At 67.1% G+C, this 21,107-nt stretch carries 18 protein-coding genes; 11 read left to right on the plus strand and 7 right to left on the minus strand.

Annotated elements, in window-relative coordinates; all coding sequences use genetic code 11:
- Positions 1-908: 908 nt before the first annotated feature.
- Positions 909-1,667: an SDR family oxidoreductase gene (locus ACQR1X_RS13420; RefSeq protein ID WP_315800856.1), complete on the minus strand. Its 759-nt coding sequence runs from the start codon at positions 1,665-1,667 to the stop codon at positions 909-911.
- Positions 1,668-1,846: 179 nt separating this feature from the next.
- Between ACQR1X_RS13420 and ACQR1X_RS13425 the strand changes: the two genes are divergently transcribed.
- On the plus strand, positions 1,847-3,373 hold the full coding sequence (locus ACQR1X_RS13425; protein ID WP_315800855.1) for a malonate--CoA ligase: 1,527 nt from the start codon (positions 1,847-1,849) through the stop codon (positions 3,371-3,373).
- Positions 3,374-3,380: 7 nt separating this feature from the next.
- Here ACQR1X_RS13425 and ACQR1X_RS13430 read toward each other — a convergent pair whose 3' ends face one another.
- Complete coding sequence (locus ACQR1X_RS13430; protein WP_315800854.1) at positions 3,381-3,638, minus strand: hypothetical protein; 258 nt, start codon at positions 3,636-3,638, stop codon at positions 3,381-3,383.
- A 555-nt stretch (positions 3,639-4,193) separates the two neighbouring features.
- On the opposite strand from ACQR1X_RS13430, the gene sdhC reads away from it, so the two are divergent.
- From sdhC to ACQR1X_RS13480, 10 genes are all read left to right on the plus strand, one after another.
- Positions 4,194-4,592, plus strand: a complete 399-nt coding sequence (gene sdhC, locus ACQR1X_RS13435) for a succinate dehydrogenase, cytochrome b556 subunit (protein WP_315800853.1) — start codon at positions 4,194-4,196, stop codon at positions 4,590-4,592.
- Positions 4,593-4,612: 20 nt separating this feature from the next.
- On the plus strand, positions 4,613-4,987 hold the full coding sequence (gene sdhD, locus ACQR1X_RS13440; RefSeq protein WP_315800930.1) for a succinate dehydrogenase, hydrophobic membrane anchor protein: 375 nt from the start codon (positions 4,613-4,615) through the stop codon (positions 4,985-4,987).
- 3 nt (positions 4,988-4,990) lie between these two features.
- Positions 4,991-6,829: a succinate dehydrogenase flavoprotein subunit gene (sdhA, locus tag ACQR1X_RS13445; protein ID WP_315800852.1), complete on the plus strand. Its 1,839-nt coding sequence runs from the start codon at positions 4,991-4,993 to the stop codon at positions 6,827-6,829.
- A 48-nt stretch (positions 6,830-6,877) separates the two neighbouring features.
- Positions 6,878-7,660, plus strand: a complete 783-nt coding sequence (locus ACQR1X_RS13450) for a succinate dehydrogenase iron-sulfur subunit (protein WP_315800851.1) — start codon at positions 6,878-6,880, stop codon at positions 7,658-7,660.
- Positions 7,661-7,776: 116 nt separating this feature from the next.
- Positions 7,777-9,927 (plus strand): ATP-binding protein, encoded by a 2,151-nt coding sequence (locus ACQR1X_RS13455; protein ID WP_434898997.1) that lies wholly within the window; start codon positions 7,777-7,779, stop codon positions 9,925-9,927.
- Between the two features lie 64 nt (positions 9,928-9,991).
- On the plus strand, positions 9,992-11,947 hold the full coding sequence (locus tag ACQR1X_RS13460; protein WP_434898998.1) for an ABC transporter ATP-binding protein/permease: 1,956 nt from the start codon (positions 9,992-9,994) through the stop codon (positions 11,945-11,947).
- A 119-nt stretch (positions 11,948-12,066) separates the two neighbouring features.
- On the plus strand, positions 12,067-12,894 hold the full coding sequence (locus tag ACQR1X_RS13465; protein WP_316215445.1) for an FkbM family methyltransferase: 828 nt from the start codon (positions 12,067-12,069) through the stop codon (positions 12,892-12,894).
- 86 nt (positions 12,895-12,980) lie between these two features.
- On the plus strand, positions 12,981-13,466 hold the full coding sequence (locus ACQR1X_RS13470) for a pyridoxamine 5'-phosphate oxidase family protein (RefSeq protein WP_434898999.1): 486 nt from the start codon (positions 12,981-12,983) through the stop codon (positions 13,464-13,466).
- Positions 13,466-13,684, plus strand: coding sequence for a hypothetical protein (locus tag ACQR1X_RS13475; RefSeq protein WP_315800846.1), 219 nt, complete (start codon positions 13,466-13,468; stop codon positions 13,682-13,684). Before ACQR1X_RS13470 ends, ACQR1X_RS13475 begins: the two co-directional genes overlap by 1 nt.
- Before the next feature lie 243 nt (positions 13,685-13,927).
- A complete protein-coding gene (locus ACQR1X_RS13480; protein WP_434899000.1) occupies positions 13,928-15,988 on the plus strand; it encodes an OmpA family protein in 2,061 nt (686 codons plus the stop codon).
- A gap of 240 nt (positions 15,989-16,228) precedes the next feature.
- Here ACQR1X_RS13480 and argG read toward each other — a convergent pair whose 3' ends face one another.
- The 5 genes from argG to ACQR1X_RS13505 form a co-directional block, all read right to left on the minus strand.
- The gene (argG, locus tag ACQR1X_RS13485) at positions 16,229-17,566 is read right to left on the minus strand and encodes an argininosuccinate synthase (RefSeq protein WP_316238588.1); all 1,338 of its coding nucleotides are present in this window, start codon (positions 17,564-17,566) and stop codon (positions 16,229-16,231) included.
- A 102-nt stretch (positions 17,567-17,668) separates the two neighbouring features.
- On the minus strand, positions 17,669-18,448 hold the full coding sequence (locus ACQR1X_RS13490) for a phosphatase PAP2 family protein (RefSeq protein ID WP_434899001.1): 780 nt from the start codon (positions 18,446-18,448) through the stop codon (positions 17,669-17,671).
- A gap of 46 nt (positions 18,449-18,494) precedes the next feature.
- Positions 18,495-18,980: a hypothetical protein gene (locus ACQR1X_RS13495; protein ID WP_434895431.1), complete on the minus strand. Its 486-nt coding sequence runs from the start codon at positions 18,978-18,980 to the stop codon at positions 18,495-18,497.
- 168 nt (positions 18,981-19,148) lie between these two features.
- Complete coding sequence (gene rlmN, locus ACQR1X_RS13500) at positions 19,149-20,360, minus strand: 23S rRNA (adenine(2503)-C(2))-methyltransferase RlmN (protein ID WP_315800841.1); 1,212 nt, start codon at positions 20,358-20,360, stop codon at positions 19,149-19,151.
- Between the two features lie 115 nt (positions 20,361-20,475).
- Entirely contained in the window at positions 20,476-21,087 is a 612-nt protein-coding gene (locus ACQR1X_RS13505) for an invasion associated locus B family protein (protein WP_316238585.1), read from the minus strand.
- Between the last annotated feature and the right edge of the window lie 20 nt (positions 21,088-21,107).

A 21,107-nucleotide genomic window follows, 5' to 3' on the forward strand; every position in this document is an offset into this window, starting at 1 on the left:
GAAACGGCGGTCGCGGTCGATGAGGCCGAGGTCTCGGCCGTAGAAGCGGACGATGTGGCTGTCGGTCTCATGCGAGATCGCGTGACGTCGCCCGCATTCCTCCCATGCGCAAACTGCCCGTCGTGTTAGTTTGTCGCGATATTCGGCCTTGTGCCGTCGGGCAAATCACCTGCACATTTCCGCGCGTCCCTGCTGCCGCATGAGGGGCGTGTCGCGACCGTCACGAGACGTTGGCAGTGGGATGCGATGGGCGTGTGTTGCTGCAGCGTGGATCAGTCTGCGCGGACGAACGGCGATGCACGCACGGTCAAGTCGCGCGGTCCTGATATCCCGACGCTGATATCAAGCGGGTGGCGATGCCCTGGCGTGTCGCGCTCGTGATGGTGGCCAGCAAGCCGGCGCACCAGGGAGAACGCGAAGCAGCCGTTAAAACCGTTGCGCAGGGAGGGCCGGGTGTGTTCGGCCAGACCTGTGGTACCTGCCGCCTGCATTTTCTTTCGCAGGCGGGCCACGGGCGCGGCCAGCGCCCGGCCTTCCCTGCGCCCTCTGTTTGTTTGAGGGCGATGAGTTTCAGCACAGCTCGGGCGCACCGTGTCGCGAGGATGAGACCGCACGATTTCAATCTGCTTTTCGGAGGCGGCGCTCGATGCGCCAACCTCCACTGTCGTCCCGGACAAGCGCGAAGCGCGCAGATCCGGGACCCATAACCACAGGGCTAAATTGTCGTGCTCGATACTGGCCGCCTGCCTGTTTCAGACATCACGCGGTATGGGTCCCCGCGTTCGCGGGGACGACACCGGTGGGGTCGCGCGTGATAGGCCCGCCCGACAGTGGTTATCCCGTGAGACCAGGCCCGAGGTCCTCTGTCGTTGTAGGGAACGTTCGGCATGTTTGATATGCAAGCCCCCTCAATCCCTGTTGCCCGGCGTCTGGATGAACCCACGATTCCAAGTCGGGCTGATCAGGATCTCGTTGATGCACACGCGCGGCGGCATGTTCGCGACGAAAGCAATGGTGCGGCCGAGATCCTCCGGCTGCAGCATCCGCGCCTGCTCCTCCGCGCTCGGCACCACCGGGCGCTGCTCCAGGATCGGCGTCGCGACTTCGCCCGGCATCAGGCAGCATGCGCGCAAGCCATTCACACATTCTTCCATGTTGAAGGAGTGCGTCAGCGCGAGCACCGCGTGCTTGGTCGAGGTGTAGGCCGGCCCCGGCATCTTCGAGACGTGGCGCCCGGCCCAGGACGAGACGTTGATGATGGTGCCGTCCGCTTGCGCGCGCATCGCCGGCAGCACCGCCTTCATGCAATACAGCACGCCGTTGAGATTGATCTCGACCAGCTGGTTCCAGCCGTCGAGCGTCATGTCGTCCCAGCGCCGCCTCGGCACGTTGACGCCGGCGGAGTTCACAAGGAGATCGATGCGGCCGTGCCGCATCAGGATGGCATCGGCGGCGGCCTGCACGTCCGCCGCCTTGGCGACGTCGAGCACGACAGCCTCGGCTGTGCCGCCGCTCGCCGCGACTCGCGCCACCACGGAGTCGAGCGCCGCCTTGCGACGGCCCGACACCACGACCGTCCAGCCATCGGACGCCAGCGCCAGCGCGCCGGCCTCGCCGATCCCCGTGCCGCCGCCCGTGATCCACGCGATCCGTTTCCCTTTGGTCATATCTTGGCGTCTCCCGTTGCCTTTGAAAGGGCGTTTTTGCTAAGGCAGCCTCGATCAGAGACGGCAACCCTGGCGACATCGCCGGTGCCATCCGCCGTCCCAGCCCTTTTCGTCTTCGTCGAGCATCATGTTCCGCAGGCTGGCACTGCCGGCGGGCCACCGCTCCAGGGGAATGTCGCATGAACCAAGCCGCCAACGCCAACCTGTTCTCCCGCCTGTTCGACGGTCTCGACGATCCCAGCCGTCTCGCGATCGAGACCCATGACGGCCAGCGCATCACCTACGGCGATCTGATCGCGCGTGCGGGCCAGATGGCGAACGTGCTGGTGGCCCGTGGCGTCAAGCCCGGAGATCGCGTGGCGGCGCAGACCGAGAAGTCGGTGTCCGGCCTGGTGCTCTATCTCGCCACGGTCCGCGCCGGCGGCGTCTATCTGCCGCTCAACACCGCCTACACGCTCAACGAGCTCGACTATTTCATCGGCGATGCCGAGCCGACCGTGGTGGTCTGCGATCCTGCCAAGGCCGAGGGCATCGGTGCGCTCGCGGCCAAGGTCGGCGCCAAGGTGGAGACACTGGATGCCTCCGGCAGGGGCTCGCTGACCGAGGCCGCCGACAAGGCGGAGACCGCGTTCACCACCGTGCCGCGCGGTGCCGATGATCTGGCGGCGATCCTCTATACGTCGGGCACGACCGGCCGCTCGAAGGGCGCGATGCTGTCTCACGACAATCTCGCCTCGAACTCGCTGACCCTGATCGACTACTGGCGCTTCACCAAGGACGACGTGCTGATCCACGCGCTGCCGATCTATCACACCCACGGCCTGTTCGTGGCCAGCAACGTGACGCTGTTCGCGCGGGCCTCGATGATCTTCCTGCCCAAGCTCGATCCCGACCTGATCATCAATCTGATGGCGCGCGCCACCGTGCTGATGGGCGTTCCGACCTTCTACACGCGGCTGTTGCAGAACCCGCGGCTGTCGAAGGAGACGACCAGTCACATGCGTCTCTTCGTCTCCGGCTCGGCGCCGCTGCTCGCCGACACGCACCGCGAATGGTTCGCGCGCACCGGCCATGCCGTGCTCGAGCGCTACGGCATGACCGAGACCAACATGAACACGTCGAACCCGTATGAGGGCGAGCGCGTGCCCGGCGCGGTCGGCTTCCCGCTGCCCGGAGTCTCGGTGCGCGTCACCGATCCGGAGACCGCGAAGGAGCTGGCGCGCGACGAGATCGGCATGATCGAGGTGAAGGGCCCGAACGTGTTCAAGGGCTATTGGCGCATGCCGGAGAAGACCAAGTCGGAATTCCGCGACGACGGTTTCTTCATCACCGGCGATCTCGGCAAGATCGACAAACAGGGCTACGTCCACATCGTCGGGCGCGGCAAGGATCTCGTGATCTCCGGCGGCTTCAACGTCTATCCGAAGGAGATCGAGAGCGAGATCGACGCCATGCCCGGCGTGGTCGAGTCCGCCGTCATCGGCGTGCCGCATCCTGATTTCGGCGAAGGTGTCACTGCCGTCGTGGTCCGCCATCCCGGCGCCGACGTCACCGAGGCGGGGGTGCTCGAGGGTCTCGACGGCCGACTGGCGAAATTCAAGATGCCCAAGCGCGTATTCGTGGTCGACGAGCTGCCGCGCAACGCGATGAGCAAGGTGCAGAAGAACGTGCTGCGTGATCAGTACAAGGACATTTATACGAAGTGACGGCGGCCTAGCGCCGTCGTCCGATCGCGAGGCCGGCGAGCGCGGCCAGCGGCGGCGCGGCGCAGATCAGCACGAATTCGAGCACGGCGAGCGAGGCAATCTCATGCTGGATGGCCAGCGCGAGACAGGCGGCGAACAGGCCGGCGGCGGCGAAGCCGAGCACGCAGGTCAGGGGCTCCTCGACGGGCTCGTGCGACGACACCTTGCGCGCCGGCAGTTCCGCCGGGCGTTCAGTGGCTGTCGGTCGCACCGTCGGCAGCGGCATCGAGGCTCCCTGCACCGCGTCTGTTGCACCTCGTCGAGACTAGGCTGCTTCGCCGGGTGGCGACATGCGGCAAAATCGACCGGCGGAGGGCCATGTGCGCGGCGAGGAACGCGGGAGATCGAGGCGCTTTTGCTGCCGCGCGGGCCGGCGCCGAGACAGGTTGTTGCTCCGCGTATCGCTCCGGGCAGGTTTGCAGAATCATCAGATGGCGCTGGCTGTTGTCGCGAAACCGCTCGCTCAGGACCATCGTTAAGCGGTGAATCAGTGCTCGGCGATCGGCGCTATTCAGCTGTTCCGCCACGTTGGCAACGGCCGGGGAGAGGAGGTAGCAATGAATAGTGGTTCGCTGCATCCAGTCGCGACCGGTTTCTGGTATACCACGGCGGCGATTGATCCTTTTCCTTCGGGCCGCCTAGTACTGAATCTGCGTTCTATTTTGAGCGATTTGTTCGTTGCAACGCCTGTTCCTTCTCCGTAAATAAAGGCCGCCTTGCCGATCCACACGGCCGCAAGCCCCCCGCGTTCACGGCCCACAAGAAATCATCAAAGCAACCAATGACAGCCAGGATCGAACGACCGCTTTCGCCGCATCTGCAAACCTACCGCTGGACGTTGACGATGATCCTCTCGATCGTCCATCGCGCCACCGGGGTTGCACTATATTTCGGGACGCTGCTGCTGGCCTGGTGGTTGATCGCCGCCGCGTCTGGTCCCAGCGCCTACTCCTACGTCCAGGGCTTCATGGGCAGCTTCCTCGGCCGCCTGATCGTGTTCGGCTACACCTGGGCGCTGCTGCACCACCTGCTGTCCGGCATCCGCCACTTCGTCTGGGACCTCGGCTACGGCTTCAAGCCCAATGAGCGCGAGGCGCTGACCTGGGGTGCCCTGATCGGCGGCATCACCTTGACCGTCCTGGTGTGGATCGTGGCTTACGCGGTGGGAGGCGGCCGATGAGCAACGCACGCGCGAAATCGATGCGGACCCCGCTCGGCCGCGTCCGCAACCTCGGCGCAGCGCATTCCGGCACCGGCGACTTCTGGCGCCAGCGCATCACCGCCGTCGCCATGACCCTGCTGATCGTGCCGGTCGTCGTGGTCGTGATCATGCTGCTCGGCCGCAACCAGGCCGGCGCGGTCCAGATCCTGGGCTCGATTCCGATCGCCGTGATCATGCTGCTGTTCGTGATCGCGAGCTGCTGGCACATGAAGATCGGCATGCAGGTCGTGATCGAGGACTACGTCCACAGCGAGCCGCTCAAGCTCGTTGCGATCATGGCCAACAACTTCTTCGCGGTGACCGTGGCGCTCGCCTCGATCTACGCCCTCATCAAACTGTCCACTGGAGTCTAGCCCATGGCCGGCGGAGCAAATGGCAGCGCGAACGGCGCGCCCGCGACGAACGGAAAAGCCTATCCGATCGAGGACCACACCTACGACGTCGTCGTGGTCGGTGCCGGTGGCGCGGGCCTGCGCGCCGTCGTCGGCTGCAGCGAGGCGGGCCTGCGCACCGCCTGCATCACCAAGGTGTTTCCGACCCGCTCGCACACCGTGGCGGCGCAGGGCGGCATCTCGGCCTCGCTCGGCAACATGCACCAGGACGACTGGCGCTGGCACATGTACGACACCGTCAAGGGGTCGGATTGGCTCGGCGACCAGGACGCGATCGAATACATGGTGCGCAACGCGCCCGAGGCCGTCTATGAGCTCGAGCATTGGGGCGTGCCGTTCTCGCGCACCGAGGACGGCAAGATCTACCAGCGGCCGTTCGGCGGCATGACCCTGGACTACGGCAAGGGCCAGGCGCAGCGCACCTGCGCCGCCGCCGACCGCACCGGCCACGCGATGCTCCACACGATGTACGGCCAGTCGCTGCGGCACGCCGCGGAGTTCTTCATCGAGTTCTTCGCCATCGACCTGATCATGGACGACCAGGGCGTCTGCCGTGGCGTCATCGCGCTGAAGCTCGACGACGGCACGCTGCACCGCTTCCGCGCACAGACCACGATCCTGGCGACGGGCGGCTATGGACGCGCCTTTGCCTCCTGCACCTCGGCGCACACCTGCACCGGTGACGGTGGCGGCATGGCGCTGCGCGCCGGCCTGCCGCTGCAGGACATGGAGTTCGTGCAGTTCCACCCGACCGGCATCTACGGCTCCGGCTGTCTGGTCACCGAAGGCGCGCGCGGCGAAGGCGGCTATCTCGTCAACGCCGAGGGCGAACGCTTCATGGAGCGCTACGCGCCATCCGCCAAGGACCTCGCCTCGCGCGACGTCGTCTCCCGCGCGATGACCATCGAGATCCGCGAAGGCCGCGGCGTCGGCCGGAAGAAGGACCACATCTTCCTGCATCTCGACCATCTCGATCCGAAGGTGCTGGCCGAGCGTCTGCCCGGCATCTCTGAATCGGCCAAGATCTTCGCCAATGTCGACGTCACCCGCGAGCCGATCCCGATCGTGCCGACGGTGCACTACAACATGGGCGGCATCCCGACCAACTATCACGCCGAGGTGCTGACCAAGAAGGACGGCGACGACAACGCGATCGTCCCCGGCCTGATGGCGGTGGGAGAGGCCGCCTGCGTCTCCGTGCACGGCGCCAACCGGCTCGGCTCGAACTCCCTGATCGACCTCGTGGTGTTCGGCCGCGCGGCGGCGCTGCGACTGGCGGAGAAGCTGACGCCGAACGGCAAGCAGCCGGACCTGCCGAAGGACTCCGCCGACAAGGCGCTCGGCCGGCTCGACCATTATCGCCATGCCTCCGGCGGCACGCCGACCGCGAAGCTGCGCGAGAGCATGCAGAACGTGATGCAGACCAACTGCGCCGTGTTCCGCACCGGCGAGGTGCTGCAGGAAGGCCATAACCTGATCCACAAGGTGTATGGCGGCATCGGCGACATCGCCGTGTCTGACCGCTCGCTGGTGTGGAATTCCGACCTGATCGAGACGCTCGAGTTCGACAATCTGATCGCGCAGGCGGTCGTGACGATGGACTCGGCCGTCAATCGCACCGAGAGCCGCGGCGCCCATGCGCGCGAGGATTTTCCGGATCGCGACGACACGAACTGGATGAAGCACACGCTGGCGTGGATCGACAGCAAGGATGGCAAGACGACGATCGATTACCGCCCGGTGCACAACTACACCATGACCAACGACGTGCAGTACATTCCGCCGAAGGCGCGCGTGTACTGATCGCGTGTGACCTGAGCCCGACCGTCAAACCCAAGAAGGCCTTCCGAAATGGCTGAGTTCGCACTTCCAAAGAATTCTCAGATCACCGGTGGCAAGACCTGGCCGAAGCCGGCCGGTGCCACCGAGGTTCGCGAGTTCAAGGTCTATCGCTGGAATCCGGACGACGGCAAGAATCCGAGCGTCGACACCTACTACGTCGACGTCAACGATTGCGGCCCGATGGTGCTCGACGGCCTCATCTGGATCAAGAACCACATCGATCCGTCGCTGACCTTCCGCCGCTCCTGCCGCGAGGGCGTGTGCGGCTCCTGCGCGATGAACATCGACGGCCAGAACACCCTGGCCTGCACCCGCTCGATGCACGACGTGAAGGACGGCGCGGTCAAGATCAATCCGCTGCCGCATCAGCCCGTCGTGAAGGACCTGGTGCCCGACCTCACCAATTTCTACGCGCAATACGCCTCGATCGAGCCCTGGCTGAAGACGACCTCGCCGACGCCGCAGAAGGAATGGCGGCAGAGCCACGAGGATCGCGAGAAGCTCGACGGCCTTTACGAGTGCATCCTGTGCGCCTGCTGCTCGACCTCGTGCCCGAGCTACTGGTGGAACAGCGAGCGTTATCTCGGACCCGCCGCGCTGCTGCAGGCGACGCGCTGGGTCAAGGACAGCCGCGACGAAGCCACCGGCGAGCGGCTCGACAATCTCGAGGACCCGTTCCGGCTGTACCGCTGCCACACCATCATGAACTGCGCCAAGGCCTGCCCGAAGGGGCTGAACCCCGCCGAGGCGATCGCGGAACTCAAGTTCAAGCTGGTCGAGCGGCAGATCTAGCCGGGCGGACAGCTTTACCGATCATGCGCCCGGAACCGGCACAAGTTCCGGGCGCAGCGAGTTTGTAGCCGCCGTCGATTGCGTTAAGCTCGTGGCCCTTTGAGGCCGGAGCGACCGTGCAGACCGCACAACGCAAATCGCTGACGATGCTGCGCTGGATGATGGTCGCGTCACTTGCGCTTCCTGTCGCTCTGTTCGTGATCGCGGCCTACGTCTCCCACGGCACGACATATGAGGAGGCCGATCGCGAGATCAGCCGCTCGCTCGAAATCGTCCACGAGCACGCGCTGAAGGTGTTCGAGACCATCGAGCGCAGCCTCTCGGAGATCGACGAGGTCGTCCGCGACCTGTCGGATGCCGACATCAAGGCGCGCGAGCAGGCGCTGCATGCCCGGTTGCGACAATTGTCGGACGCGCTGCCGCAGATGAAGTCCGCCTGGGTGTTCGACGCCAATGGCCGGCCGCTGGTCAACAGCATGATCTATCCGGCGCCGGACATGACGTTCCTCGACCGCGACTACTTCAGCGCCCACGTCAAGGACAGCATCGGCACCTTCATCGGCGCGCGGTTGACGCCGCGGCCGCCCTATCAGGGCGCGCCGTTCTTCAGCATCAGCCGCCGCCGCCAGAGCGACGACGGCAGCTTCACCGGTATCATCCAGGCCTCGGTGCTGCCGGATTATTTCGAGCACTTCTACGCCCGGATCGGCCGGGCGCCCGGCAGCTACTTCGCGCTGCGCCGTTTCGATGGTCTCATCCTGGCGCGCTTCCCGGGCGGCGGGAGAGGCGCGGCTGCAGGGCCCAGCGACATTCCCGCCGGGGCCGCAGATGCGGAGCAGCTCGTCACCGAGATCTCGCCGGTCGATGGCGTCGAGCGTCTCGTCGGGTATCAGCGGCTCGGCGGCTATCCGGTCTACGTCTCGGCGGGGCTGGCGACGTCGACCATCCGCAACCGCTGGCTCGGCACGATCGGCCGGCACCTCATCTTCGGCATCCCGGCCACCGCGCTGCTCGTCGTCTTCCTGACCCTTGCCCAGCGGCGGACCGAGCGCCTGCATGTCGAGGCCGCCCGCCGCCTCGAGGCCGAGGATGCGCTCAAGCACGGCCAGCGCATGGAGGCGCTGGGACAACTGACCGGCGGCGTCGCCCACGACTTCAACAATCTGCTGACCGTGATCCGGGCCTCGGCCGACCTGTTGCGCCGGCCGGATCTGGCTGACGAACGGCGGCAGCGCTATATCGACGCGATCTCGGATACGGTGGCGCGCGCATCGAAGCTCACGGCGCAGCTCCTCGCGTTCGCCCGGCGCCAGACGCTGAAGCCCGAGGTCTTCGACATCGGCCGCAGCGTCGTCGCCCTGCGCGACATGACCAAGACCCTGGTCGGGTCACGCGTCGAGGTCGTGATCTCCGTTCCCGACGAGCCGTGCTACGTCAATTCCGACGCTGGCCAGTTCGAGACGGCGCTGATCAACCTGGCCGTCAATGCCCGCGACGCAATGGCCGGCCAGGGACGTCTCAGCATCACCGTCGCCCCCGCAGCGGCGCTGCCGACTCCGGCGGCGCCGCATGACCGTCCGCCGCTGGGCTATGTCGCCATCAACGTCCAGGACACCGGCGTCGGCATCCCGTCGGAGCATTTCGGACGCATCTTCGAGCCGTTCTTCACGACCAAGACCATCGGCCAGGGCACCGGCCTCGGCCTCTCGCAGGTGTTCGGCTTCGCCAAGCAGTCCGGCGGCGAAATCGGGGTCACGAGCGAGAAGGGCCGCGGCGCGACGTTCACGCTCTATCTGCCGCGCGTCGCTCCAGCCCAGGTGCAGCGCGGCGAGGACGGCAGCCCTGCCGAGCCGATCGGCGGTCGAGGCATGTCGGTGCTGGTGGTCGAGGACAACATCGACGTCGGCAGGTCGGCGACCGAAGCGCTGGCCGAGCTCGGCTATCGGACCACGCTGGTCGACAACGCCCGGGACGCGCTGGAGGAGCTGATCGGCGGCACCAGCCGGTTCGACGTCGTCTTCACCGACGTCGTGATGCCCGGCATGACCGGGCTGGAACTTGCCGAGGAAATCAGGCGGCTCGAGCTCAACGTGCGGGTCGTGCTCGCGAGCGGTTACAGCCATGTGCTGGCGCAGCACGGCACGCATGGCTTCGAGCTGTTGCGCAAGCCCTATTCGATCGAGGAATTGTCGCGCGTGCTGCACAAGGTCGTTCCGGTGCCGCTGTATCGCGCCCCACCCATGGCGCCGAACACGCAGGTGCCGTGAGACCGGCACGCATTGCGCGGGAACCCGGACGGGAACCTTCTGGTTGCGTTGCTGTTATCGCGCCATGGGACAGGTTCAGGACATCGCGCGGCCGGGGGCACAGGCGCCCGAGAAGGCGCCGATCATCGAGATCGCGGCCGAGAATGGCGCTGAGGTCGAGCCGCCGCCGCCCGAATTGGTGGAGCCTGATCCGGAGCTGTCGCCCGAAGAGGCCGAGCAACTGCGCAAGCGCTATCTGCTGACCCGGTTCTGGATCAGCGCCCGCGGTTATTGGGGCCGGAGCGGCGACCGTCTGGCGTGGGCGTTCACGATCGGGCTGCTGGTCCTGATCGTTGCGACTGTCGGATTTCAGTACGGCATCAACGTCTGGAATCGGTCGATCTTCGACGCGATCGAGAAACGCGATTCGGCGACCGTCTTTCATCTCACCGCGATCTTCTTTCCGCTCGCGATCGGCAGCGTCATCCTCGGCGTCGCCCAGGTCTATGCGCGGATGGCGATCCAGCGGCGTTGGCGCGCGTGGCTGACCAACAGCGTCATCACCCGCTGGCTGACCAGCGGGCGCTACTATCAGCTCAATCTCGTCAGCGGCGACCACAAGAATCCGGAATACCGGATCGCCGAGGACCTGCGCGTCGCAACCGATTCGCCGGTCGACTTCATCGCCGGCGTGACCTCTGCGCTGCTGTCGGCCGCGACGTTCATCGTCGTGCTCTGGACCATCGGCGGCGCGCTGACGTTGCATCTCGGCGCGACCGAGATCACCATTCCCGGTTTTCTGGTCATTGCTGCGATCGTGTACGCCGCCATCGCCTCGGGCTCGATCATGACGATCGGCCGCCGCTTCGTGCAGGTGTCCGAGGACAAGAACCAGGCCGAGGCCGATTTCCGCTATACTCTGACCCGCGTCCGCGAAAACGGCGAGAGCATCGCCCTGCTCGGCGGCGAGACCGAAGAGCGCGCCGGCATCGACCGGACGTTCGGCAACGTGCTGCAGCAATGGGCGCGGCTCGCCGGCCAGCACATGCGCACCACGCTGGTGTCGCAGGGCTCCAGCCTCATCGCTCCGGTCGTGCCGCTGCTGTTGTGCGCGCCGAAATTTCTCGACGGCAGCATGACGCTCGGGCAGGTGATGCAGGCCGCGAGCGCGTTCACGATCGTGCAGACTGCGTTCGGCTGGCTGGTCGACAATTATCCGCGTCTCGCGGATTGGAACGCCTGTGCCCGCCGCATCGCCTCGCTGATGATGTCGCTCGACGCGCTGGAGCGTGCAGAGCGGGGCGACGGCATTGGCCGCATCAAGCGCGGCGAGACCACCGGCGAAGCGATGCTCAGTCTGAATGATCTGCAGGTGACGCTCGACGACGGCACCGCCGTGGTCGGCGAAACCGAAGTCGTCGTCGATCCCGGCGAGCGACTCCTGGTCGCCGGCGAATCCGGCACCGGCAAGAGCACGCTGGTGCGCGCCATTGCCGGCCTGTGGCCGTGGGGCGGCGGCAGCATCAACTTCCATCCCGACCGGCGGCTGTTCATGCTGCCGCAGCGCCCCTACGTGCCCTCGGGCAGCCTGCGCCGGGCCGTCGCCTATCCCGGCGCCGCCGAGGACTGGAGCGTGGCGCAGGTCGGCGAAGCCCTGCACAAGGTCGGGCTCGATCATCTCAAGGACAAGATCGAGGAGGAGGCGCCGTGGGACCAGACGCTCTCGGGCGGCGAGAAGCAGCGCCTCGCTTTCGCGCGCCTGCTGCTGCACAGTCCCGACATCGTCGTGCTCGATGAGGCGACGTCCGCGCTCGACGAGAAGAGCCAGGACAAGATGATGGAGATGGTGACGAGCGAGCTGCCGAAGGCGACCATCGTGAGCGTGGCGCACCGGGTGGAGCTGGAGGCCTTCCACAGCCGCAAGATCGTGCTCGAGCGGCGCAAGGGCGGCGCCAAGCTCGTCAGCGACATCGACCTCATTCCGCGCAAGGGGAAGCGTCGCCTCATCGGACGTTTCCTGCGCCAGCGCAAGGCGGCCTGAGCGCCTCGCGCCCCTGCCGCAGCGCTGTCCCGGTGACGACACAATGCGGACACGCCGCCTGCATTGGAGATCGCAGCGAAACCGGCTATCACACGTCGCCTTCAGCCCAGGACGCGACCTTGACGCCCGACAACGATCCTTCTCCGCCTCCCTTTGGTGCCTTCGCTCCCAACGCCGCCCAGGCGCTGGTGATCCGGCTGGCGCACGGCTCCGGGCTCAAGCGCGGCGCGTTCCGGCCGATGTTGACGCGCGTCGTCAATGTGCTCGGGGCGGGCCCCGTTGACGTCGGCTATCAGGGCGCCAGTTTCCGCTTCTACCATCAGCTCAGTGCGACCGAGCGCGGCGCGCTGTTCAATCCCGACTACAATCGCGAGGAGCTGGATTTCCTGCGCAGCCACGTTCCGCAGGGCGGCGTGGTGGTGGATATCGGCGCCAATGTCGGAACGTTCGCCTTGCCGCTGGCCCGTCACGTCGGGCCCGACGGCCTCGTGATCGCGGTGGAGCCGCATCCGGTCACGCATGCGCGGCTGAGCTTCAACCGTGCTGCGTCCGCGCTGTCCCAGGTCAGGCTGGTGGCAGCGGCCGCAGGCGACAGCGACGGCGAGGTGATGATCGAGACGGACGGTGACAATCTCGGCGCCAGCCATATCGTGATCGGCGAGGCCGGAGCGGAGGCATTCAAGGTCCCATCGTTGCGGCTGCAGACCATCCTCGAACAGGCCGGAGCGACCAAGGTCGACGCGCTGAAGATCGACGTGGAAGGTTTCGAGGACCGCGTGCTGACCTGCTTCTTCCGTGACGCGCCTGCCGCCTTGTGGCCGCGGGCGGTGGTCATCGAACATCTGTCGCGCGACGAATGGCAGAACGACTGCCTCGCCGACATGCTCGGCCGCGGTTACCGCGAGAGCGGCCGCACCCGCAGCAACACGCTGCTGCTGCGCGGCTGAACCGCGCATCCGTCCGCTTTCCCTGCTACGTCCGGAACGCGGCGCCCCACGCTGCGTTGTCGGCCCTGACATCAAGGGAGCCGGCCATGAGCAATGACGACGCGCGCGATCAGGATCGCGTTTGGGACCTGATGAAGAAGATCGGATTTGCGATGCTGGTCACCCGCGACGGTGACAGGCTGCGAGCACGGCCGATGAGCGCCTATCTCGCGCGCGACGAGAACATGATCTATTTCCTCACCGACGCGCGGCGTCACAAGGACGAGGAGATCGCGCGGTCGCCGCAGATCAATCTGTCGTTTGCGGACGCCGGAGCCCAGAAATACGTCTCGCTGACGGGCACGGCAGCTGTCTCCAACGATCGCGGCAAGATCCGGGAGCTCTTCTCGGCGCCGGCCAAGGCCTGGTGGGACAGCGCCGAGGATCCGAACATCCGCCTGTTGAAGATCACGCCTGACGACGCCGAGTTCTGGGATTCGCCCGGCACGGTCGTGAGCTACGTCAAGATGGCTGCGGCCGCGGTGACCGGCACGCGTCCCGACCTCGGCGACAACCGCAAGGTCGCGATGTGATGCCGATCGAACCGCCAGAGATTCCGCCGGCGACGCCGGGCCATCCGGTCGAACCGCCGCAGGAAGACCCGGTCGGCAATCCGCAGCCCGACATTCCGCCGCCGGTGTACGAGCCTGATGCGCCGGCGCCGCCGCGCGAGCTGCCAGGGCCGACGCCGGACGAAATCCCCGGCCGAGGGCCGCTCGGTCCCACCACACCGAATCCGGCCACGGATTGACCGCGATTGGACGGTCATGATGATCGCCTGCCGAGGGCTTGGCCGCGAGCCGGTCCGCATCTCTGCGGTTACGCCAAGCCCTTGAAAATCAAGGCTGAATGAAACCTGAATGGCGGCCCTGCGGTGGTGGCTTCGCGTCGAAATAAATCCGCCTGCGGATTTGAACTGCGCCACAATCCGGCCTAACCCATACTCGTTGATCTCTCCGTGCTTGAAAAAGATCGTTCCGGGAAAACAAGACACATGAGCAAACTTCGCGTCCTGCTGCTGGCGACGACTGCGCTGTCGGCGATGCAACTGATGAGCTCCGGCTCCCACGCGCAGAGCGCGCCGATGATCATGGCGCAAGGTCCAGGCGGCCCCGGCGGCGAGGTCGGCCCGGACGGTCGGCCCAAGCAGCCGCCGCATGGTCAACCGCCAGGCCCGCCTCAGCGGCCGGCTGGCCCGCCGCCGGCCGCTGCACCGCCCCATCAGGCACCGCCTGCGCCGCCGCCCGCGGCGGCTCCGCCGCGTCCTGCTCCCCCACCGCCTCCCCCGGCTGCGGCACCGCGTCCCGCGCCGCCGCCTCCCCCGCCGCCACCCCGTGCGGAGCCACCGCGCCCCGCGCCCCCGCCGCCGGCGGCTCCCCCGCGTCCGACACCGCCGCCGCCCCCGGTCGCAGCGCCTCCGGCGCATCCGCCGGCCCCGCCGCCCGTGGTGCGCGAGCCTCCGCGTCCAGCAACTCCGCCCGCTCCGCCGCCGCCCGCGGCGGCACCATCGCGGCCAACGCCGCCTGCGCCGCCCGTGGTTGCTCCGCCCCCGCCGCCGAGTGCTGCGCCGAATCAGCGGCCAGGAACCCCGCCGCCTCCGGCTGGCGCAACACCGCCCCATTCGCCGCCACCCGCCGCGGGCCCGTCGCCGCAACCCTCGGCCGCGCCTACTCCACCGTCCGGTGGACCAGGAGGCCGTCCGGGCGCCGGCGGCCCGCCGCCCGGTTCCCCGCAAGGCGGACCCCCGCCGCGCGGGGCTCCGATCCCGCCCGCCGGCACCGTCGCGCCTGCTCCGGGAACTCCGCCGGCGCCACCCGCGCCTCCGGCCGCCCAGACGCCAACACAGCAAGGCACGCCGCCCGTCGCTGGCAGCCCGCCCGGCGGACGTCCGGGAACGGCCCCGGGTGCCCCGGGGGCGGCGCCCCCGGCGGCAGGTCCCGGTGCTGCTGGACCCGGACCGGGACCCGCCGGCGCGCCGCAGGCCGGGCCGGGCGCCGTGCCGCCTGCCGGTCCCCCGGCCATGTCCAATCGGACGCCGCCGCAGGTCGCAGCGCCACTTCCGGCGCCGCCCCCGCCGACGCCCCAGCAGCTCACGCCGATCGCACCGGGCGCTCCGATGCCCGGGCCGCAGCGGCTGGAAGACTTCCGCGGCCAGCGCCGCGAGGTCCAGGAGGGGGGCCGCACGGTGATCTACGAGCCGGGCCGCGTCATCGTCCGCGATCCGAGCGGACAGGCCTTCGTGCGTCACGACGAGCTCGAGCGCTTCCGCTACGGCGCCCGTGACATCCGCGTGCAGCAGGAGCGGGGCGAGACGCGCACCGTGGTGATCCGTCCCGACGGCAGCCAGATCGTCACGATCACGGCGCCCGATGGACGGCTGCTGCGCCGCATCCGTCGCGACGTCGGCGGCCGCGAGATCATCATCATCGACAACACCTTCCGCGATCCTCAGGCGGTCGGCGGCTTCTATGTCGACCTGCCGCCGCCGGAGATCCGCATCCCCTACAACCGCTACATCGTCGACGCCGAGGAGGCGCCGCCGGATGTCATCTACGACACGCTGATGGCCCCGCCTGTCGAGCGCGTGCAGCGCCGTTACTCGCTCGACGAGGTCCGCTACTCGCCGTCGGTGCGCCAGCTGATGCCGTCGATCGATCTCAACACGATCACTTTCGATACCGGATCGTGGGAGATCGGACCGGAGCAGGCGGCGAAGCTGCAGGTCATCGCCGACGGCCTCAACCAGGCCATCCAGCGCAATCCGCGCGAGGTCTACCTGATCGAGGGCCACACCGACGCGGTCGGCAACGAGACCGACAATCTGTCGCTGTCGGATCGCCGCGCCGAGTCGGTGGCGACGCTGCTGACGCAGCAGTTCGGCGTGCCGGCCGAGAACCTGACCTCGCAGGGCTATGGCGAGCAGTACCTGAAGGAGCAGACGCAGGGGCCGAGCCGCATCAACCGGCGCGTCACGGTCCGCCGCATCACGCCGCTGCTGAATGGCGGCCAGGCCGCGCTGCCGCCGCCGCCTCCGGGCGTCGCGCCGCCGCGCTGAGGCGCTGCGACTCAGTAAAGAAAATGGCCGGGAGCAATCCCGGCCATTTTTTGTTGGAGGCAATCTGTCGCGGCCAACTCGATGTCTTCCCGCGAACGCGGGGACCCATACTCCCAGGATCCAGTTTTGCGATGGTTGGAGCTACAGCCAGCTCTCACCACGTCAGCCGGTGGTTATGGCTCCTGCGTTCGCAGGGACGACGCCGGTGGAGACGGCGCCGTATCTTGTTTGAGACGTCGCTCAACCCTTGTCGTGGCCGAGCTGGAAGATCTCCGCGCCGTCCGAACCCGACAGCAGCCCGGTGTCCGAATAGAGCTTCAGCTTGGAGCGGGTGTCGGTGATGTCGAGATTGCGCATCGTCAGCTGGCCGATGCGGTCGGCCGGCGTGAAGGCGGCGTCCTCGACCTTCTCCATGCTCAGCCGCTCCGGCTGGTAGGTCAGGTTGGGGCTCTCGGTGTTGAGGATCGAGTAGTCGTTGCCGCGGCGCAGCTCCAGCGTCACCTCGCCGGTGACGGCGCGCGCCACCCAGCGCTGCGCCGTCTCGCGCAGCATCAAAGCCTGCGAATCGAACCACCGGCCCTGGTAGAGCAGGCGTCCCAGGCGCATGCCGCTGATGCGGTACTGTTCGATCGTATCCTCGTTGTGGATGCCGGTGACGAGCCGCTCATAGGCGATGTGCAGCAGCGCCATGCCCGGCGCCTCGTAGATGCCGCGGCTCTTGGCCTCGATGATGCGGTTCTCGATCTGGTCGCTCATCCCGAGACCATGGCGACCGCCGATCGCGTTCGCCTCCAGGAACAGCGCCACGGCGTCGCCGAAAGTCTGGCCGTTCAGCGCGACCGGCTGGCCCTCCTCAAAGCGGACGACGACGGTTTCCGGCTTGACCACACAGTCCTCGCGCCAGAACGGCACGCCCATGATCGGGTTGACGATGCGGATGCCGCTGTCGAGGCTCTCGAGATCTTTGGCCTCGTGGGTGGCGCCGAGCAGGTTGCTGTCGGTCGAGTACGCCTTCTCGGCGCTCATCTTGTAATTGAAGCCGTTGGCGGTCAGGAACGCCGACATCTCGGCGCGGCCGCCGAGCTCGTCGATGAACTGCTGGTCGAGCCAGGGCTTGTAGATCTTGAGGTTTGGATTGGTCAGCAGGCCGTAGCGATAGAACCGCTCGATGTCGTTGCCCTTGTAGGTCGAGCCGTCGCCCCAAATGTTGACGCCGTCCTCCTTCATCGCGGCGACCAGCATGGTGCCCGTCACGGCGCGGCCGAGCGGGGTGGTGTTGAAATAGGTGATGCCGCCGGTCGAGATGTGGAAGGCACCGGACTGGATCGCGGCGATGCCCTCATGCACCAGCTGGGTGCGGCAATCGACCAAGCGCGCCTTCTCGGCGCCGAAGCTCAGCGCCTTGCGCGGGATCTCGTCATAGTCGGACTCGTCCGGCTGGCCGAGATTGGCGGTGTAGGCAAAGCAGCGCGCGCCCTTCTGCTTCATCCAGAGCAGCGCGGCGCTGGTGTCGAGGCCGCCGGAAAAGGCGATGCCGACTTTCTCGCCCTTGGGCAGGCTTTTCAGGATCGTGGTCATGGGGAGTCCAACCGGTGTTGATGGCCGTATCGTTCAGAAATTCGGGCGCGGATAGCAGATTTCGCCCCGATCGGCACGCGATTAATCGGCTTCCGGCTGCGCTCAGGCCGCGGGGCTGGTGCCGGGCTGGCGGCGGCCGAACAGCCGGCGCATCAGCCGGAAGCCCGGCCAGGCGAAGCGGGTCAGGGCGGCGTCGATGCCGGCGTCGGTGAGCCGGGTGGACGGCCAGCGGTAGATGTAGCCGTGCAGCAGCCAGATCACGATGAAGGTGACGAGGCCGGCCGCGGCGATATCGGTGAAGAAATGTCCGCCGAACGCCATCCGCAGCACCGAGGTGGCGATGCCGAACAGGACGGCGGCGCCGTAGGCGACGGGCCGGATGGCGGGCGGCGTCAGCGCGGCCGGCGCCAGGGTCCAGAACGCGGTCGCGCCCTCGCCGGAGAAGAACGAGCAGTTGCGGCCGCAGCCGCCGCGCGGATCCCACCACGGCACGAACTGCATGTCGCCGCCGAACTCGGTCACGACGACCGGGCGCGGCCGGCCCCAATAGGATTTGAAGGTGAAGTTGGTGAGCACGCCGGCCGACAGCGACAAGGTCAGCAGCAGGAACGCCATGGTGCGGCCCTTCACCAGCAGCGGCCGGTCGGGACGGATGAGCTTCACCACCAGCGCAACGATGGACGGCAGCGCGATGCCCCAGGCAACCCACATCGCGGCATCGCGCGCGAACCCGGCATAGCCGTCGAGCTTCACGGGGAAGCTGCGCGTGTGGGAATCGTAGAACAGCGCGGCGAGCTTGAGGTCGAGCTCGGGATAGACGCCGAACAGCACGCCGATGACGAGCGCGAGCGACAATGCGATGAAGAGTCCAGTGCGGTTCATGGCGCGCGGTTTAGCGAAAGCGGGTGGCGATGGAAAGGCCGCGCGCTCACCGCGGCGACCCCGACGGAAGCGGAGGGGGCGGCGGGAGAGGCGGCGACGGCTCGCGCCAGCGGCCGGCGTTGCGACCGGCGATCAGCCAATAGGCCAGCCCTCCGACGATGCCGGCGCCGGTCAGGATCTCGAGATGGCGGCGCACGATGCCCTCGAACCGGAAGGTCTCGGGATCGAACGGGACCAGGCCAAGATAGCAGGCGGCGCCGACCACGCCGCCGCCGATCGCATAGGCGAGCACGCTGCGGATCGAGAACGCCTCGGTGATCAGCGCGATCAGCAGCGCCGGGATCAGCGCGAACCCCGACACGAAGATGAAGCCGAAGCCGATGATGACCTCGAACGCGCCCTGGTCGATCGGGCCGTTGCCGAGATCGGAGAACTCCGGGAACAGGATCGCGGTCACGACGATCAGCCCGGCCAGGAAACACGCGGCGAAAAAGGCGAACGCGATCACGATGAGACGGCCGATCAGCGCCATGGCTCTAGACCCGCGTTAGACAAGCAAGGCTCCGTTTTCTTCGCTCGTCATGGCCGGGCTTGACCCGGCCATCCATCACTCGATCAAGATCGAGTCATGCTGGCGGATGGATGGCCGGGTCAAGCCCGGGCATGACGAGTTGCTTGAAGTCGCCGAGGATTAGAAGAATCAATCCGTCATTGCCATCGCACGCAGCGCCTGACGCTCCCGTGCGGACAGCTTCTCCGTCTCCGACTTCAACTGGCCGCAGGCGGCGAGGATGTCGCGGCCGCGCGGCGTGCGCACCGGTGAGGAGTAGCCGGCGTTGAAGACGTATTCGGAGAACTTCTCGATCTGCTCCCAATCCGAGCATTCATATGCCGAGCCGGGCCAGGGATTGAACGGAATCAGGTTGATCTTGGCCGGGATTCCCTTCAGCAGCTTGACCAGCAGCCGGGCGTCATCGAGCGAATCGTTGACGCCCTTGAGCATCACATATTCGAAGGTGATGCGGCGCGCGTTGGAGGCGCCGGGATAGTCGCGGCAGGCCTGCAGCAGCTCGGCAATCGGATATTTGCGATTGAGCGGCACCAGCTCGTTGCGCAGCTCGTCGCGCACGGCGTGCAGCGAGATCGCCAGCATCACGCCGATCTCCTCGCCGGCGCGCTTGATGTTCGGCACCACGCCCGAGGTCGACAGCGTGATCCGGCGGCGGGAGATGCCGATGCCCTCGTTGTCCGAGACGATCAGCAGCGCGTCGCGCACCGCGTCGAAATTGTACAGTGGCTCGCCCATCCCCATCATGACGATGTTGGTGATGAGCCGGTTGCCGAGCGGGGTCTCGCGGTCGGCCCAGTCGTTCAACCGGTCGCGCGCCACCATGACCTGGCCCACGATCTCGCCCGCGGTGAGGTTGCGCACCAGCCGCTGCGTGCCGGTGTGGCAGAACGAACAGTTCAGCGTGCAGCCGACCTGCGACGAGACGCACAAGGTGCCGCGATCGGTCTCGGGGATGTAGACGCACTCGACCTCGTGGGCCTTCTGCAGATTGTCGCCGCTCGGCAGCCGCAGCAGCCATTTGCGGGTGCCGTCGTTGGAGATCTGCTCGGCCACGACCTCGGGACGGTCGACGGTGAAATGCTCGGCCAGCGCGGTGCGTGTGTCCTTCGACACCGACGTCATCTCGTCGAACGAGCTGGCGCCGCGGAAATAGATCCAGTGCCACAACTGCTGCACCCGCATCTTCTGCTGGCGCTCGGGTACTCCGACCTCGCCCAGTCTCGCGGCCAGCTCCGCGCGCGACAGGCCGATCAGCGAGGGCTTCGCCGGCGGGACGTAGGTTTCGAGCGGAGTCTTTTCGAGGGGCGCAGATGAGTCGCGCAGCCCGGCAGTCGTTGCCATGTCGAGGAGCCCAAAGTGCTGCCCGGCCGCGGCGGCCGAAGGCGTTCAGCGGGTTTATATAACGATCCGGCCGGCAAATGCGACCCGCCTGACGAGCGGTACCGGCGGCCGCCGTCTACCGGCGGCAATCCTGCGCGATGCGGTCGAGCGCCTGGGCGAGCCCCTTCAGCGAGAACACGTCGGTGGTCTCCGTGCCCTTGGCCGAAACGCCCTTGACCACCGCCTCGGGCGCCTTGCGCATGGCCTCGACCATCCGCTCTTCCTCGGCGGCGTTCTTGATCCAGAGCCCGTCACCCTGGGTATACATGGCATAGGAGGCACCGCCGACCTCCACCGCGGCGTCGGATCCGGGCTTCAGCGCATAGCCGATCATGATCGAAACCTCGTTGAAGACCTTCTCGGAGGGCCGGGTCGACACGAAGGCATAGGCGGGATCGCGCGGACGGTTGGGCGGATTGGTCTTGGAGGTTGTCGGCTTGGCCAGCGCGAAGCAGACCTTCTTGCCGCCGGGCATCGCGGTGTAGGCGCCCCAGCCGCCGAACTGTCCGATCAGCGTCGGTTCCGCGCCGCCGATGCTGGGAACGGCCGGCTTCGATTCCGATTTCGGTGCGGCCTTCGGATGCGGAGCTGCGGCCTTTGGCGCGGCGCTCTGTGCCACGACGAGGCTCGGAGCTCCGAACAGCAGCACGCCGCCGACCAGCGTTGTCAACAATCGCCCGAACAACATGATACGTTGAGTTCCCCCGC

The sequence above is a fragment of the Bradyrhizobium sp. HKCCYLRH3073 genome (assembly GCF_051167995.1).
GTDB lineage: Bacteria > Pseudomonadota > Alphaproteobacteria > Rhizobiales > Xanthobacteraceae > Bradyrhizobium.

Coding starts and splice junctions, on each gene's coding strand:
- ACQR1X_RS13470 (WP_434898999.1), top strand. CDS start 12,981: ATGAGCAATGACGACGCGCGCGATCAGGATCGCGTTTGGGACCTGATG.
- sdhA (WP_315800852.1), top strand. CDS start 4,991: ATGGCCGGCGGAGCAAATGGCAGCGCGAACGGCGCGCCCGCGACGAAC.
- ACQR1X_RS13505 (WP_316238585.1), bottom strand. CDS start 21,087: ATGTTGTTCGGGCGATTGTTGACAACGCTGGTCGGCGGCGTGCTGCTG.
- ACQR1X_RS13495 (WP_434895431.1), bottom strand. CDS start 18,980: ATGGCGCTGATCGGCCGTCTCATCGTGATCGCGTTCGCCTTTTTCGCC.
- argG (WP_316238588.1), bottom strand. CDS start 17,566: ATGACCACGATCCTGAAAAGCCTGCCCAAGGGCGAGAAAGTCGGCATC.
- ACQR1X_RS13420 (WP_315800856.1), bottom strand. CDS start 1,667: ATGACCAAAGGGAAACGGATCGCGTGGATCACGGGCGGCGGCACGGGG.
- sdhD (WP_315800930.1), top strand. CDS start 4,613: ATGCGGACCCCGCTCGGCCGCGTCCGCAACCTCGGCGCAGCGCATTCC.
- ACQR1X_RS13480 (WP_434899000.1), top strand. CDS start 13,928: ATGAGCAAACTTCGCGTCCTGCTGCTGGCGACGACTGCGCTGTCGGCG.
- ACQR1X_RS13425 (WP_315800855.1), top strand. CDS start 1,847: ATGAACCAAGCCGCCAACGCCAACCTGTTCTCCCGCCTGTTCGACGGT.
- ACQR1X_RS13450 (WP_315800851.1), top strand. CDS start 6,878: ATGGCTGAGTTCGCACTTCCAAAGAATTCTCAGATCACCGGTGGCAAG.
- sdhC (WP_315800853.1), top strand. CDS start 4,194: ATGACAGCCAGGATCGAACGACCGCTTTCGCCGCATCTGCAAACCTAC.
- ACQR1X_RS13430 (WP_315800854.1), bottom strand. CDS start 3,638: ATGCCGCTGCCGACGGTGCGACCGACAGCCACTGAACGCCCGGCGGAA.
- ACQR1X_RS13490 (WP_434899001.1), bottom strand. CDS start 18,448: ATGAACCGCACTGGACTCTTCATCGCATTGTCGCTCGCGCTCGTCATC.
- rlmN (WP_315800841.1), bottom strand. CDS start 20,360: ATGGCAACGACTGCCGGGCTGCGCGACTCATCTGCGCCCCTCGAAAAG.
- ACQR1X_RS13475 (WP_315800846.1), top strand. CDS start 13,466: ATGCCGATCGAACCGCCAGAGATTCCGCCGGCGACGCCGGGCCATCCG.
- ACQR1X_RS13460 (WP_434898998.1), top strand. CDS start 9,992: ATGGGACAGGTTCAGGACATCGCGCGGCCGGGGGCACAGGCGCCCGAG.